Raw genomic sequence first — 13462 nt, 5'->3', positions numbered from 1 at the left:
GATAGAGTGGCTTTCGCCATTGTTGCATTTGCAATTCTTGCACCTGCAACTCACTAAATCCCTGTATCGCTCAGCGCCTTATCAGGTAAGTACATTTGGAGCCTTTATGAACCAACCCGCGGTAAAAGCAGATCTTGACCCACAGGAGACGGCTGAATGGCTTGAGGCATTTGAAGGTGTCACTGACATCGACGGCCGTGAACGCGCGCATTTTTTGTTGGAAAGAATGGCCGAAGCCGATCAGCGAAAACACGGTGATTTCTTCAGCCTGGTCACCACGCCCTACGTGAATACGATCCCGGCCTATAAGCAACCGACGTATCCCGGCGATCTGGCCGCTGAAGCGCGCATCAATGCGTTTATTCGCTGGAACGCCATGGCGATGGTGCTGCGCGCCGGCAAACATTCCAACGTCGGCGGGCATATCGCCACCTATCAGTCGGCCGCGGTGCTTTACGATGTGGGATTCACGCACTTTTTCCGCGGGCGCACCGATGAGTTTGCCGGCGACATGGTGTATATCCAGGGCCACTCCGCCCCCGGCATTTATGGCCGCGCCTATCTCGAAGGCCGCATCGACGAGGAACTGCTCGACAACTTTCGCCGCGAATCCACACGCCGCGGCCTCTCCTCCTACCCGCACCCGCGGCTGATGCCGGATTTCTGGCAATATCCCACCGTTTCGATGGGGCTGGGGCCGCTGACCGCCGCCTACCAGGCGCGCTACATGCGCTATTTGGAATACCGCGAACTGAAACCGCACCAGGGGAGAAAGGTGTGGGCGTTTCTCGGCGACGGCGAGATGGATCAGCCGGAATCACTGGCGGCGATTGCGCTGGGCGGGCGAGAAAAACTCGATAACCTGATCTTCGTCGTGAACTGCAACCTGCAACGGCTGGATGGCCCCGTGCGCGGCAACGGCAAGATTATTCAGGAGCTGGAAGGCACCTTTAAAGCCGCCGGCTGGCAGGTGATCAAGGTAATTTGGGGCAGCGGCTGGGACAAACTGCTGCAAAAAGACCGCTCCGGATTGCTGATGCAGCGCATGATGGAGTGCGTCGACGGTGATTACCAAACCTTCAAGTCGCAAAGCGGCGCCTATGTGCGGGAGCATTTCTTCGGCAAGTACCCGGAATTGCTCGAGCTGGTCGCCGACCTGAGCGACGATGAGATCTGGGCGCTGCACCGCGGCGGCCACGATCCGCAAAAGGTGTACGCCGCCTACCATCAGGCGGTACATACCACGGGCAGGCCGACGGTGGTGCTGGCCAAAACCGTCAAAGGGTTTGGCATGGGGGAAGCCGGTGAAGGGCAGAACATCAACCACCAGCTGAAAAAAATGAGCCAGGATGCGGTGAAAGCCTTCCGCGACCGTTTAGGGCTGACCATCTCCGACGCCCAACTGGCAGAGATCCCTTACCTGAAGCCCGAACCCGACAGCGCGGCGGCGAAGTACATCACCGCGACGCGCACCGCGCTGGGCGGCTACATCCCTGCCCGCTTCGGCCAATCCGCTCCGCTGGCGATACCGGAACTATCGCGCTTCGACGGCCTCCTGAAGGGTAGCGGCGAACGCAACATGTCGACCACCATGGCTTTCGTCAATATCCTCGGCGTGCTGCTCAAAGACGCCAACATCGGCAAACTGATCGTGCCCATCGTGCCGGACGAGTCGCGCACGTTCGGCATGGAAGGCCTGTTCCGCCAGATTGGCATCCATTCCTGGCTCGGCCAGCTGTATACCCCGCAAGACGCCGGGCAGCTCAGCTACTACAAAGAGGCCAAAGACGGCCAGATTTTGCAGGAAGGCATCAACGAATCCGGCGCAATATCGACCTGGATCGCCGCCGGCACCGCCTACAGCAACCACGATGTCGCGACGATCCCGTTCTATATCTTCTACTCCATGTTCGGGCTGCAGCGGGTGGGCGATCTCGCCTGGGCGGCGGCCGACGCGCGCACCAAGGGTTTCCTGCTCGGCGCCACCTCCGGCAGAACCACCCTGATGGGCGAAGGCTTGCAGCATGACGACGGCCACAGCCACGTGCTGTCTTCGGTGATCCCCAGCTGCGTCTCCTACGATCCGACCTATGCCTATGAACTCGCGGTGATCGTCCAGAGCGGCATGCGCAGAATGTTCGTTGAACAAGAGGATATTTACTACTACATCACCTTGCTCAACGAGGGCTACCCGCAGCCGTCGATGCCGGCGGGCGTGGAGGACGGGATTATCCAGGGCGCCTATTTGCTCAAACGGAACGAAGCGGCAAACCAAGAGAGCCCGCGCGCTCAACTGGTCGCCAGCGGCGCCATCATGCGCGAGGCGCTGGCGGCGGCGGAGCTGTTGGCGGCGGACTTTGGCGTCGCCAGCGATATCTGGAGCGCCACCAGCCTGAGCGAGCTGCGCCGCAACGGCATGGCGGCCGAACGCTGGAACCTGCTGCATCCGGAAGATCCGCCGAAAGTTCCTTATATTCAGAGCCTGCTGGCGGCGCATCCCGGCCCGGTAGTGGTGGTAACGGACTATATGAAGATCGTCGGCGATCAGATCAAACCGTTCTTGCCCGACCGTACCTTTATCGCCTTGGGCACCGACGGCTTTGGTCGCTCGGACACCCGCGAGGCGCTGCGTGAGTTCTTCGAGGTCAACCGCCATTTCATCGCGCTCGCCGCGTTGAAGCTGCTGGCTGACGAAGGCCGTATCGCCCGCAGCGAGGTCAACCGCGCCATGGTACTGTATGGCATCGCCCCCGATAAGCCGGATCCGGCGACGGTGAAGTAACACTCGGCCTACCCACGCCGCCGGTTGTCACCCGCGGCGTTTTTCTTCCTTCGATTCAGCGGTGCGCGGCGCCCGCTCCCCCAGCCGCGCCACCGGAATATCCGCCAGCCGGGTGGTGTAGGCCGGCGACAGCATGTCGCGCTTCATTTGCCACGGCTTGACGATCCCCTGCCCGGCGAACCATACGCGCCCGCGCCCTTCCTGATTCAGGCGATCGAGAGTCGCCATCAGCCGTTCGCTGTTGCGGCGCGGCGGGCAGTCGTCGAACAGGTCGATCTGCGCCATGGCGGCGGCGCTGAAATCCCCCAGCACCACGCCGCCCTTCAGGTAACGCCGCCCTTCCTGCCAGATGCTCTCCAGCGCGCGCACCGCCATGGCGATGATGTCGCGGCTGTCGTTGCTCGGCGTTTGCAGCCGGGCGGTGCCCATATTGCTGTAATACCCTTCGCCCGCCGAATGCGGGCTGGTTTTGATAAACACCGAGACGTTGCGGCAGTAGCGCTTTTCCTGCCGCAGCTTTTCGGCGGCGCGTTCGGCGTAGCTGCAGATCGCCTCGCGCATGTGCGGATAATGTGTCAACCGCTGGCCGAACGAACGGGAACAGATGATCTGCTCTTTCGCCGCCGCCTCATCTTCCCACTGCAGGCACGATTCGCCGCGCAGCTCGCGTATCGTGCGCTCCAGCACTACGCTGAAGGTTTTACGCGCCAGCCGGGTATCGCAGTCCGCCAGCTGTAGCGCGGTGTGAATACCCATCGCCTGCAGCTGGCGAGTCAGGCGGCGCCCCACGCCCCACACCTCTTCCACCGGAAGCAGCGCCAGCAGTTTACGCTGGCGCACCGGATCGGATAAATCCACCACGCCGCCGGTGCCGCGCCATTTCTTGGCAGCGAAGTTGGCCAGCTTGGCCAGCGTTTTGCTCGGCGCAATGCCGACCCCGACCGTCAAATGCAGCTCGCGCCGGATGCGATCGCGCACCCGCTGGCCGAACGGCTCCAGCGCCTCGCAGTGGGCCACACCGTCCAGCCGCAGAAAGGCTTCGTCCAGCGAATAAATCTCCACCGCCGGCGCCATCTCCTCCAGCGTGTCCATCACCCGGCGGGACATATCGGCGTACAGCGCGTAGTTGGAGGAGAACACCGCAACGTTGCGACGGCGCATCTCCTCTTTGATTTTGAAATAAGGCGCGCCCATCGGCACGCCCAACGCCTTCGCCTCGGCGCTGCGGGCGATCACGCAGCCGTCGTTGTTGGACAGCACTATCACCGGTCGCCCCCGCAGGTCGGGCCGGAAAATGGTCTCGCAGGAAGCGTAGAAGCTGTTGACGTCTACCAGGGCGAACATGGTTACAGCGCCGCGTAGACGATAAAGGTCACCACGCCGAAGATCTCCAGCTGCGCTTCGTCGTCGAACACGATCGGCGCGTAGGCGGGGTTCATCGGCAACAGCCGCACGTCGGGGTGACGCTGCAGTTTTTTGACGGTGAATTCGCCATCCACCGCGGCGATCACGATATTGCCATGCTCCGGCGTCAGGGCGCTGTCGACAATCAGCAGATCGCCATCCTGAATATTGCCGTCGATCATCGACTCGCCGCTGGCGCGCACGAAATAGGTGGCGTTGGGGTGCCGCACCAACAGCTTGCCGATGTCCAGCCGGCCTTCGACATAGTCCTGCGCCGGGGAAGGAAAGCCGCAGGCCACGCGATCGGCAAACAGCGGTAACGTTAGGGGTTCACCTGGTGAAAAAGCATACAACCTTGAATTGCTCAGCATAATCATAACCAAACTGTATATTTATACAGTTAAGCATAAACAAAACGCGAACGTGTGCAACCCCCAATCCCCCTGCGGATCGCGCTTTCCCGCGTAATATAATAATTTTCTGAGCGATTTTTCCTGCAGCTTTTGGCGTTCTTCACGTGTGTTTGCACACATGATATCCACCAAAACTGTGGATAATGCGGCACTCAGACCGTTGGCGTATCGATGGGCAGGATGAGTGAGGGATTGTCATTGCGAACGGCGCCGACGGCGGGCGATACCGGTTGCCAGACGAAATCCTCTGCCTGCAGGCTGTACACGTCAGCCTGCATTTGACCAGAGGGCGGGGCTAAGCGGGTGTCGAGCCAGTCGCGCGCGGCCGTCGGTCTCTGCTGCGTACAGCGCCGCAAAGAACAGCGGCAGGCCTTGCCTCAGCAAGAGCCCACGGGAGGAACGGCGGACGGCCTTACAAAATGACGCCAATAAAATTGCGACTGGCAATGGCATCAATGGGACGGCCAGAGACGAAAGTCAGTACGTTATGCCAGGAGCTTGGGATAACCCGACAAACGCTGTACCGCCACATTTCCCCTGATGGTCCACTGCGAGCTGACGGTATAAAGCTGCTCAACCGGGGATAATTTTAGCGGACGGAAAAATCTGGGGTTCCGGCGTAGAACCCCGAATAAGGAATAATCCTTAATTCATTTCCGGATTATTAATTCCATCTAAAACCTCTCGGCAATATTCTTTTTTTATAGGCTTCATCATTACTTAATGACTTAACCAAAAAATCAGCATTTTTCCAACCATTATCCCAATGCGTATCGAATCCTGACTGTTCATACTTTAATGTTCTAGTTAATGAGTCTTTTATTTGTTTTTTATATTTATCAATTTTCTCATTGGTTGCCCCACAAACATCATGTGCAACACGAGCATTTGAGCCAGAAAAACCTATTGCTGAAATTGCCATCGCTTCATTTGATTTGTCGAAATCATTCGCATATGCCACAGCATTAGATAAAGCGAATATGACAAGAGCAGGTATGATTTTTTTGTATGAAATCATCTTTCACCTCTAACTCATTGATTGTTCATGGGTCAGTTTGGATATCGAAAATTATTGTACATTAAGGCTGCTTTTTAATCAGTCTCAACTTCTTTATAGAAGGCCTGAATGCGACAAACTTGGGAAGTACTGTAGCCTGTCGCGTCTGCTGTTTCTCGGATGCTCAGTTTCTTAATCTGTCGGTAGTACAGGACTTTCTGATGTCGTTCCTGATCTGCCTGCTTTCCCCGGTATCTACCCAACGTATGCGCCCGTTCAATTCCCTGCTTTTGCCGTTGGCGGCGACTCAACCAGTCCTTATGTGACATCGCGGCCATCAGGTCGATTAGCATGTTATTGATGGCGGTTATTACTGCACGGGTGATCGGGTCCGCCTGTGAAGGATCTTTCTCTGACAGCGCCTGCCATGAGGTAGGGACATCCAGGCTGACAATCCGTAACTCATGCTGCTCAATCTGCTTTTTCAACGTCATCCAGTCACTGTTGCTGAGACGGGTCAGGCGGTCTATCTGCTCAACCAGCAAAATATCAGTTACCGTTTGGGGGCGGCATACTTCCGCATCAGTCTCCAGCATAGCGCCGATGAGGACAGGCTCCAACCCCAGCGTCTATTCCTTTGCCCGGATACGGCCGTCATTCACCTGGATCTGCACCGGCAGTCCGGCATCATACGCGGCCTGATACCCGCCGGCGACCTGCAGCGCGTCACCTTCCAGCTTTATGAACGTTCCGTCCGCGCGCCACAGCAGCAGGCAGGGGGCGCGCAGGTTCGGCCAGCACAATCAGCATCCGTCTCTACAGCGGCGACGGCCGGCGGACGTTAACCGTTGCCACGATGTCACTCCTCTCTCTTATAGATGAGGACATGCAGGCGCAGCCGGTCGGCATCAACACGTTCATCCATTATTGTGCCCGGATAGCCCTGCAGCGCCAGACCGTACCAGAAACTCAGAATGACAGAAGCCTTACCCAACTCTAGGGTGTAACCCATCCCGCCCTGGTTCAGATTGCATTTTTTAATCGCATCTTCTGCTTCCCGGATCAGCTGCGCATAGCTGAGTGAAAAATTCAGTGCCTGATCCATCCTGCTCGCTCCATCTCACCGCTGGCGCGCACGAATAAGTGGCATTAGGATGCCGCACCAGCAGTTTGCCGATATCCAGCCGGCTCTCGACATAGTCCTGCGCCGGGGAGGGAAAACTGCAGGCCACGCGATCGGCAAACAGCGGTAACGTCAGGGGCTCACCTGGTGAAAAAGCATACAACCTTGAATTGCTCAGCATAATCATAACCAAACTGTATATTTATACAGCAAGGCATAAACAAAACGCGAACGCGTGCAACCCCCTATCCCCCTGCGGATCGCGCTTTGTCGCGTAATATAATAATTTTCTGAGCGATTTTTTTTTTACGCCTGCTAAGTGTTTCACTGCCCCTTGCACACACGTTATCCACCAAAACTGTGGATAACCTGCAGGGCGTGATTCCCTACGCGAGCGGGATCAGAATCCTGTATAATCCCCACACCTGCTAATAAGAATTCATCCTCGTCGGCGCCTCGTCACCGACGGTCACGAGAACGTTATGAACAAGCACCTACTCTTCGCAGAAACCGACGATATCAAACAGGAATGCCTGTCGCGCCACGCGGTCTGGCAGCGCAACGATCTGGCTCAGGCGCAGCAGGATTGGCTGGCGGAAGAAGTGCCGGTCGCCCTGGTGTACAACGGCATTTCCCACGTGGTGATGATGGCGACGCCAAAAGATCTGGCGGCCTTCGCCATCGGTTTTTCGCTGTCCGAAGGCATCATCGCCTCCCCCGACGACATCTACGACATCCGCCAGCAACCGGCCTGCAACGGCATTGAAGTGCATGTGGAACTCTCGAGCCGCCGCTTTATGCAGCTGAAAGAGAAGCGCCGCAGCCTGGCCGGCCGCACCGGCTGCGGCGTCTGCGGGGTGGAACAGCTGCAGGAGGTTGCTCAGCCCATCGCGCCGCTGCCTTTCACGCAACGTTTCGATTTGGCGCTGCTCGACCGGGCATTGGCGCAGCTGCAGGACGTGCAAACGGTGGGTAAACTGACCGGCTGCACCCACGCGGCGGCCTGGATCCAGCCGGACGGCGCGCTCAGCGGCGGATGTGAAGACGTCGGCCGCCACGTGGCGCTCGATAAGCTGCTGGGCTACCGCAGCCAACAGGCGTGGCTGCAGGGTGCGGCGCTCGTGTCGAGCCGCGCCAGCTATGAAATGGTGCAAAAATCCGCCATGTGCGGCGTCGAGATCCTGTTCGCCGTTTCCGCCGCCACCCGCCTGGCGGTGGAGGTGGCCGAGCGCAGCAACCTGACGCTGGTGGGCTTCAGCAAGCCGGGGCGCGCCACCGTCTATACGCACCCGCAGCGGCTCTGGCAATCGACAACGGCGGCCTAACGCCGCCGGATAAGAATCGACTATTCTCAATAGCAGGACACCAGGAAGCATCCACTTCATGATAATTCGCCCGCACCAGAACTGGTTTTTTCGCCTGTTCGCCTGGCACGGTTCCGTGCTGTCAAAGATCACCTTTCGTCTGTCGCTGAACGTGCTGATGTCGATAGTGGCGGTGATCAGCTACCAATGGTACGAACAGCTCGGCGTGCATTTAACCATCGCGCCGTTCAGCCTGCTGGGCATCGCCATCGCGATTTTTCTCGGCTTTCGCAATAATGCCGGCTACAGCCGCTTTGTCGAAGCGCGCAACCTGTGGGGCTCGTTGCTGATTACCGAGCGATCCCTGCTGCGACAGATCAAAAGCCTGCTGCCGGACGAACCGGCGGTGCAGCAAAAGGTCGCCAAGCTGCTGATCGCCTTCAGCTGGAGCCTGAAGCATCAACTGCGCGCCACCGATCCCACCGCCGATCTGTACCACAATCTCAGCAGCAAAGAGCTGGCCGAGGTGATCGCCAGCCCGATGCCGACCAACCGCATCCTGCTGATGCTGGGCCAGGAGATCGGCAAGCTGCGCCGACAGGGGCTGCTGAGCGACATCACTTTCGAGCTGCTCGACAACAAGCTGAGCGAACTGTCCCACGCCCTCGGCGGCTGCGAACGGCTCGCCAGCACGCCGGTGCCGTTCGCCTATACCCTGATCCTGCAGCGCACCGTTTACCTGTTCTGCAGCCTGTTGCCTTTTGCCCTGGTGACCGACCTGCATTACATGACACCGTTTGTTTCGGTGTTCATTTCCTATACCTTCTTATCCTGGGACTCACTGGCCGAAGAGCTGGAGGATCCGTTTGGCGTGTCGGCCAACCATCTGCCGTTAAACGCCATCTGCAACACCATCGAGCGCAACCTGCTGGAAATGAATGACCAAAGCCCGCTGCCGCCGCCGATGAAACCCGACGAGCACTTTAATTTGATCTGAGCTATTTCACCCGAACACACTGGAGCCGAATGCAATGAATGCAAATACCCCCCTGCCGCAAGCCGTATTCACGCCGGTGACGCGCCATGCCATCTTTATCGTCGCCACCCTGTCGCCCGTTCCCGCCCATCTGGCGGCGGTGCGCGCCTGGTGCGGCGACATCGCCGCCGTGGTGCGTTCGGTCGGCAAACGCGCGCCGGCGGGCAACCTCACCTGCGTCTGCGGCTTCGGCTCCCAGGCCTGGGATACGCTGTTCGGCGCGCCGCGCCCTCGCCAGCTGCATCCGTTCAGCCCGATCGGCAGCGGGGAACGCGTCGCCGTCGCCACGCCTGGCGACATCCTGCTGCATATCCGCGCCGATGAAATGGATCTGTGTTTTGAACTGGCCTCTCAGTTGACCGCCAAGCTCGGCGACGCCGTGACGGTGATCGAGGAGGTGCACGGCTTCCGTTACTTCGATCAGCGCGCCATGATCGGCTTCGTCGACGGCACGGAGAACCCGGAAGGGCACGAAGCCTTCGACTACACGGTGATCGGCGACGAAGACGCGGCGTTCAGCGGCGGCAGCTATGTGCTGGTGCAGAAATACCTGCACGACATGCAGGGCTGGAATTCGCTCAGCGTGGAAACGCAGGAGAAGATCATCGGCCGCCATAAGCAGTCCAACATCGAGCTGGATGAAGCGGTCAAACCGTCGTCGTCGCACAGTTCGCTGACCACCATCACCGACGAGCAAGGCAACGAGGTGAAAATTCTGCGCGACAACATGCCGTTCGGCCGCCCCGGCCTGCGCGAGTTCGGCACCTACTTTATCGGCTATGCGCGCTCCCCGCAGCCGATCGAGCAGATGCTGGAAAACATGTTTATCGGCCGCCCGGCCGGCAACTACGATCGGCTGCTCGATTTTAGCCGCGCGGTGACCGGCACCCTGTTCTTCGTGCCTTCCGCCCCGCTGCTGGAAGCGCTGGCCGATCGCAGCGGCGCCGAACTGCACTGATTGGCCGAAATGCGGGGCCGCAGCGATCAGCCTTAGGTTATCCTGCGGCCCTGCGCATCGATCACCGGCTCGCCGTCTTCTTTGCTGAAGGCGCCGCGCTGCGGATCCGGCAGAATCTCCAACACCGCCTCCGACGGACGGCATAGGCGCGTGCCAAGCGGCGTCACCACGATGGGGCGATTGATCAGGATCGGCTGTTGCACCATGAAGTCGATCAGTTGTTCGTCGCTCCAGGCGCTGTCGTCCAGCTGCAGCTCGGCGTAAGGCTCGACGTTTTTTCGCAACAACGCGCGCGGCGGCATGTTCATGTCGGCCAGCAACGCAATCAACCGTTCGCGGCTGGGAGGCGTTTCCAGATACAGAATCACCTCCGGCTCAACGCCGCTGTTGCGGATCAGCGCCAACGTATTGCGCGACGTGCCGCAGGCCGGGTTGTGATAAATCTTGATACTGCTCATGACGGTTTCTCCGGTTAGGATAAAACGGACAGCCGCAGCGCCAGCGCTGCCAGGGTGACGAACAGAATTGGCAGCGTCATCACCAGTCCTGCGCGGAAATAATAGCCCCAGGTAATGACGATGTTTTTCCTTGCCAACACATGCAGCCACAGCAACGTGGCCAGGCTGCCGATCGGGGTGATTTTAGGGCCGAGATCGCTGCCGATGACGTTAGCGTAAATCATCGCCTGCCTGATGACGCCTTCTGCGCCGCTGCCGTCGATCGACAGCGCCCCCACCAGCACCGTCGGCATGTTATTCATGACGGAAGAGAGAAACGCACTCAGGAAGCCGGTGCCGAGCGTCGCCGCCCACAGCCCCTGCCGCGCCAGCGCATCCAGCACGCCGGACAGCAGATCGGTCAAGCCGGCATTGCGCAGCCCATAGACCACCAGATACATGCCCAGCGAGAAAATCACGATCTGCCAGGGCGCCCCGCGCAGCACTTTACCGGTATCGATCGCCCGCCCGCGTTTCGCAACCGCCAGCAGCACCAGCGCGCCGCTGGCGGCGACCAAACTCACCGGCACGCCGAGCGGTTCCAGGGCGAAAAAGCCAATCAGCAACAGCGCCAATACCGCCCAACCGGCTCGAAACGTCGCGCGATCGCGAATCGCTTCCCGCGGCGCCGGTAAACGCGTCAGCGCATAGCCCGGCGGAATATCCTTGCGGAAGAACAGATGCAACATCACCAGCGTCGCCGCCACGGCGACGAGGTTGACCGGCACCATCACCGCCGCATACTCCGTAAAGCCCAAGTGAAAGAAATCCGCCGAAACGATATTCACCAGGTTGGACACCACCAGCGGCAGGCTGGCGGTATCGGCGATAAAGCCCGCCGCCATGACGAAAGCCAGCACCGCAGCAGGACGAAAACCGAGCGCCGACAGCATGGCGATCACGATCGGCGTGAGGATTAACGCGGCGCCATCATTGGCGAACAGCGCCGCCACAGCCGCGCCCAACAGGAGCATATAGGTAAACAGCCAGCGGCCCCTGCCGTTGCCCCAGCGCGCGACGTGCAAGGCGGCCCAGGCGAAAAAGCCGCTTTCATCCAGCAACAGGCTGATGATGATGACGGCGATAAAGGTCGCAGTCGCATTCCAGACTATCTGCCATACCACGGGGATGTCGCCGACGTGCACCACGCCGCTCAATAATGCCAATCCCGCCCCGATCGACGCACTCCAGCCAATACCCAGCCCTTTCGGTTGCCAGATGACCAAGATCAACGTCAGAATAAAGATCGCCCCTGCCACTATCATCGCTGCCCTTCCGCCCTTTTAAGTTTACATATTCGATTTTTCATATGTGTTCGCGTAAATTTTTTACCGTTACGGACAACCTTTCGCCACGCGTTGCGCTAACTCCGACATCTGTTCTGGCCGGCACTGATAAGCCTGCTCAATAATCGCCGCCGCCCAGGCCGGCATATGCGGCGACAGGCGATAATGTATCCATTTACCATCGCGCCGATCGAGCAGCAGCCCGCTTTCACGCAGCATCGCCAGATGCCTTGAAATCTTGGGTTGCGGCAGCGCCAGTGCGCCCGACAACTCGCACACGCACAGTTCACCGGCGTGGCGCAACAGCAGCACCAAGGTCAGGCGCGTCTCGTCAGACAGGTTTTTAAACAGTTTCAGCGGCGTCAATGACGGCATGTCACACTCCCGTTAACCTTTCTCTTCATCACAGCTCGCTCGTGAAGATACCAGCTTCACATTCGAAAAAACAAATATAAAATGCAAAACGTTGCCCTCCTCACCGAGACATATACTTATCTTTATGCCGTTCTTGCAGGAAGGAGGTACCATGCCGCTCACATTCAAACGTTCGGAAAGGCTCTCCATCGGCACCGAAATAGAGCTACAGCTGGTCGATGCCGAGCACTACGATCTTACGGATCGAGCCGATCGGGTGGTCAGCGCGGTCGGCGACCGCCGGCGCGTCAAGCATGAGCTCACCAAATCGATGGTGGAGCTGAACAGCTCGGTGCACCGCGATCTCGATGAGCTGCACACCGAGCTGCGCGCCCTGACCCATACCGTCCGGCGCTGCGCGCAGCGCCTGGGCTGTGACGTCTGCGGCGGTGGCCGCCACCTGAGCAACGACTGGCGCAAGCAGGTCATCAGCGACAACGCGCGCTACAGGCAGCTGGCCAGCCGTTTTGGCTATCTCTCCAAGCTGGCCTGCGTGTTCGGCCAACACATTCACCTCGGCGTCAACGACGGGGACGAGGCGATGTACCTGTGCCATGCGCTGACGCCCTACTTTCCGCAGCTGATCGCGCTCAGCGCCTCGTCGCCGCTGTATCAGGGCGTCGACACGCGCTTTGCCAGTTCCCGCTTCAGCGCTCAGAACTCCTTCCCCAACTACGGATGCCTGGAACACATCTACAGCTGGCATGAATTCAACGCCTACTACGAACGGTTGAATGCCGCCGGCGTGATTGAAAGCGTCAAGGATATTTACTGGGATGCGCGGCCAAAACCGGAGCTGGGCACGGTGGAGATCCGCATCTGCGATACGCCGCTGCGGATCTCCCACGCCGTGCTGCTGGTCGGTTACTGCCGCCTGCTGGCCGATTTTCTGTTGCAGCGCCGTTCGCCGATCGCGCCGGAATACGATGCCTTCACCAATTACAACAAGATCAACGCCTATCGCAGCGGCTTTGCCGCCGAATACGTCGATCCCGCGACGCTGCGCCGCAGCAGCCTGACCGCCCACATCCTGCACACTCTCGAAGCGCTGAGCGGTTTTGCCGAGCGACGGGAGGATCGTGCCCTGCTGCAGGCCGTCGAGCGCCATGTCCGCCAGGGCATCAGCGATTCGGAGCATATCCGCCAGATGTTGCACAACGGCCTGCCGCAAGCTCAGGTGATCAAGCGCCTGTGCGATGAGCTGTTGCAGCCTGCAAGTTAAGTTTCGGCTATCGATTCCATACGCCA

General features: G+C 59.2%; 14 protein-coding genes and 2 pseudogenes. 5 read left to right on the top strand and 11 right to left on the bottom strand.

What is annotated here, in order from left to right; all coding sequences use genetic code 11:
- Positions 1 to 106: 106 nt before the first annotated feature.
- A complete protein-coding gene (gene aceE, locus CRO23_RS08935) occupies positions 107 to 2782 on the top strand; it encodes a pyruvate dehydrogenase (acetyl-transferring), homodimeric type (RefSeq protein WP_097101804.1) in 2676 nt (891 codons plus the stop codon).
- A gap of 27 nt (positions 2783 to 2809) precedes the next feature.
- On the opposite strand, the gene umuC is transcribed toward aceE, so the two are convergent.
- The 8 genes and pseudogenes from umuC to CRO23_RS25245 form a co-directional block, all read right to left on the bottom strand.
- Positions 2810 to 4126 carry a translesion error-prone DNA polymerase V subunit UmuC gene (gene umuC / locus CRO23_RS08930; protein ID WP_049299075.1) on the bottom strand — a complete coding sequence of 439 codons (1317 nt, stop codon included), beginning with the start codon at positions 4124 to 4126 and terminating at the stop codon, positions 2810 to 2812.
- Between the two features lie 2 nt (positions 4127 to 4128).
- Positions 4129 to 4563: a translesion error-prone DNA polymerase V autoproteolytic subunit gene (umuD, locus tag CRO23_RS08925; RefSeq protein ID WP_047574693.1), complete on the bottom strand. Its 435-nt coding sequence runs from the start codon at positions 4561 to 4563 to the stop codon at positions 4129 to 4131.
- 188 nt (positions 4564 to 4751) lie between these two features.
- Positions 4752 to 4931: pseudogene (locus tag CRO23_RS25400) on the bottom strand (SOS response-associated peptidase family protein); the annotation flags it as partial.
- Between the two features lie 332 nt (positions 4932 to 5263).
- The gene (locus CRO23_RS24885; RefSeq protein ID WP_141398614.1) at positions 5264 to 5617 is read right to left on the bottom strand and encodes a hypothetical protein; all 354 of its coding nucleotides are present in this window, start codon (positions 5615 to 5617) and stop codon (positions 5264 to 5266) included.
- 74 nt (positions 5618 to 5691) lie between these two features.
- Positions 5692 to 6192 carry a recombinase family protein gene (locus CRO23_RS08910; RefSeq protein ID WP_079449959.1) on the bottom strand — a complete coding sequence of 167 codons (501 nt, stop codon included), beginning with the start codon at positions 6190 to 6192 and terminating at the stop codon, positions 5692 to 5694.
- Positions 6193 to 6225: 33 nt separating this feature from the next.
- The gene (locus CRO23_RS25050; RefSeq protein ID WP_016927226.1) at positions 6226 to 6399 is read right to left on the bottom strand and encodes a hypothetical protein; all 174 of its coding nucleotides are present in this window, start codon (positions 6397 to 6399) and stop codon (positions 6226 to 6228) included.
- Between the two features lie 56 nt (positions 6400 to 6455).
- Positions 6456 to 6701, bottom strand: coding sequence for a hypothetical protein (locus CRO23_RS08900; protein ID WP_016927225.1), 246 nt, complete (start codon positions 6699 to 6701; stop codon positions 6456 to 6458).
- Positions 6702 to 6715: 14 nt separating this feature from the next.
- Positions 6716 to 6906 (bottom strand): annotated as a pseudogene (locus CRO23_RS25245) (DNA polymerase V); the annotation flags it as partial.
- A 295-nt stretch (positions 6907 to 7201) separates the two neighbouring features.
- On the opposite strand from CRO23_RS25245, the gene fdhD reads away from it, so the two are divergent.
- The 3 genes from fdhD to CRO23_RS08880 are packed head-to-tail and all read left to right on the top strand — an operon-like array spanning position 7202 to position 10017.
- On the top strand, positions 7202 to 8044 hold the full coding sequence (gene fdhD / locus CRO23_RS08890) for a formate dehydrogenase accessory sulfurtransferase FdhD (protein WP_097101800.1): 843 nt from the start codon (positions 7202 to 7204) through the stop codon (positions 8042 to 8044).
- 58 nt (positions 8045 to 8102) lie between these two features.
- On the top strand, positions 8103 to 9020 hold the full coding sequence (locus CRO23_RS08885) for a bestrophin family protein (protein ID WP_016927223.1): 918 nt from the start codon (positions 8103 to 8105) through the stop codon (positions 9018 to 9020).
- A 34-nt stretch (positions 9021 to 9054) separates the two neighbouring features.
- A complete protein-coding gene (locus tag CRO23_RS08880; protein ID WP_097101798.1) occupies positions 9055 to 10017 on the top strand; it encodes a Dyp-type peroxidase in 963 nt (320 codons plus the stop codon).
- Between the two features lie 32 nt (positions 10018 to 10049).
- Here CRO23_RS08880 and arsC read toward each other — a convergent pair whose 3' ends face one another.
- From arsC to CRO23_RS08865, 3 genes are all read right to left on the bottom strand, one after another.
- On the bottom strand, positions 10050 to 10475 hold the full coding sequence (arsC, locus tag CRO23_RS08875) for a glutaredoxin-dependent arsenate reductase (protein ID WP_016927221.1): 426 nt from the start codon (positions 10473 to 10475) through the stop codon (positions 10050 to 10052).
- Positions 10476 to 10489: 14 nt separating this feature from the next.
- Complete coding sequence (locus CRO23_RS08870; RefSeq protein ID WP_016927220.1) at positions 10490 to 11779, bottom strand: arsenic transporter; 1290 nt, start codon at positions 11777 to 11779, stop codon at positions 10490 to 10492.
- A 69-nt stretch (positions 11780 to 11848) separates the two neighbouring features.
- On the bottom strand, positions 11849 to 12175 hold the full coding sequence (locus tag CRO23_RS08865; protein ID WP_016927219.1) for a metalloregulator ArsR/SmtB family transcription factor: 327 nt from the start codon (positions 12173 to 12175) through the stop codon (positions 11849 to 11851).
- Positions 12176 to 12326: 151 nt separating this feature from the next.
- Here CRO23_RS08865 and CRO23_RS08860 point away from each other — a divergent pair, with 151 nt between their 5' ends.
- Positions 12327 to 13436, top strand: a complete 1110-nt coding sequence (locus tag CRO23_RS08860; protein ID WP_016927218.1) for a YbdK family carboxylate-amine ligase — start codon at positions 12327 to 12329, stop codon at positions 13434 to 13436.
- Positions 13437 to 13462: the final 26 nt, after the last annotated feature.

This window comes from Serratia sp. JKS296, assembly GCF_900215445.1.
In the GTDB taxonomy this organism is placed as follows: domain Bacteria; phylum Pseudomonadota; class Gammaproteobacteria; order Enterobacterales; family Enterobacteriaceae; genus Serratia; species Serratia marcescens.
Note: the sequence above shows the minus strand (reverse complement) of the source record. Positions and strands in the feature narration are given on the sequence as shown.

Bases quoted from the DNA above. Each gene is read 5' to 3' on its own strand.
- arsC (WP_016927221.1), bottom strand. From the start codon at position 10,475: ATGAGCAGTATCAAGATTTATCACAACCCGGCCTGCGGCACGTCGCGC.
- umuD (WP_047574693.1), bottom strand. From the start codon at position 4,563: ATGATTATGCTGAGCAATTCAAGGTTGTATGCTTTTTCACCAGGTGAA.
- CRO23_RS08885 (WP_016927223.1), top strand. From the start codon at position 8,103: ATGATAATTCGCCCGCACCAGAACTGGTTTTTTCGCCTGTTCGCCTGG.
- CRO23_RS08860 (WP_016927218.1), top strand. From the start codon at position 12,327: ATGCCGCTCACATTCAAACGTTCGGAAAGGCTCTCCATCGGCACCGAA.
- aceE (WP_097101804.1), top strand. From the start codon at position 107: ATGAACCAACCCGCGGTAAAAGCAGATCTTGACCCACAGGAGACGGCT.
- umuC (WP_049299075.1), bottom strand. From the start codon at position 4,126: ATGTTCGCCCTGGTAGACGTCAACAGCTTCTACGCTTCCTGCGAGACC.
- CRO23_RS24885 (WP_141398614.1), bottom strand. From the start codon at position 5,617: ATGATTTCATACAAAAAAATCATACCTGCTCTTGTCATATTCGCTTTA.
- CRO23_RS08880 (WP_097101798.1), top strand. From the start codon at position 9,055: ATGAATGCAAATACCCCCCTGCCGCAAGCCGTATTCACGCCGGTGACG.
- CRO23_RS08870 (WP_016927220.1), bottom strand. From the start codon at position 11,779: ATGATAGTGGCAGGGGCGATCTTTATTCTGACGTTGATCTTGGTCATC.
- CRO23_RS08900 (WP_016927225.1), bottom strand. From the start codon at position 6,701: ATGGATCAGGCACTGAATTTTTCACTCAGCTATGCGCAGCTGATCCGG.
- CRO23_RS08910 (WP_079449959.1), bottom strand. From the start codon at position 6,192: ATGCTGGAGACTGATGCGGAAGTATGCCGCCCCCAAACGGTAACTGAT.
- fdhD (WP_097101800.1), top strand. From the start codon at position 7,202: ATGAACAAGCACCTACTCTTCGCAGAAACCGACGATATCAAACAGGAA.
- CRO23_RS08865 (WP_016927219.1), bottom strand. From the start codon at position 12,175: ATGCCGTCATTGACGCCGCTGAAACTGTTTAAAAACCTGTCTGACGAG.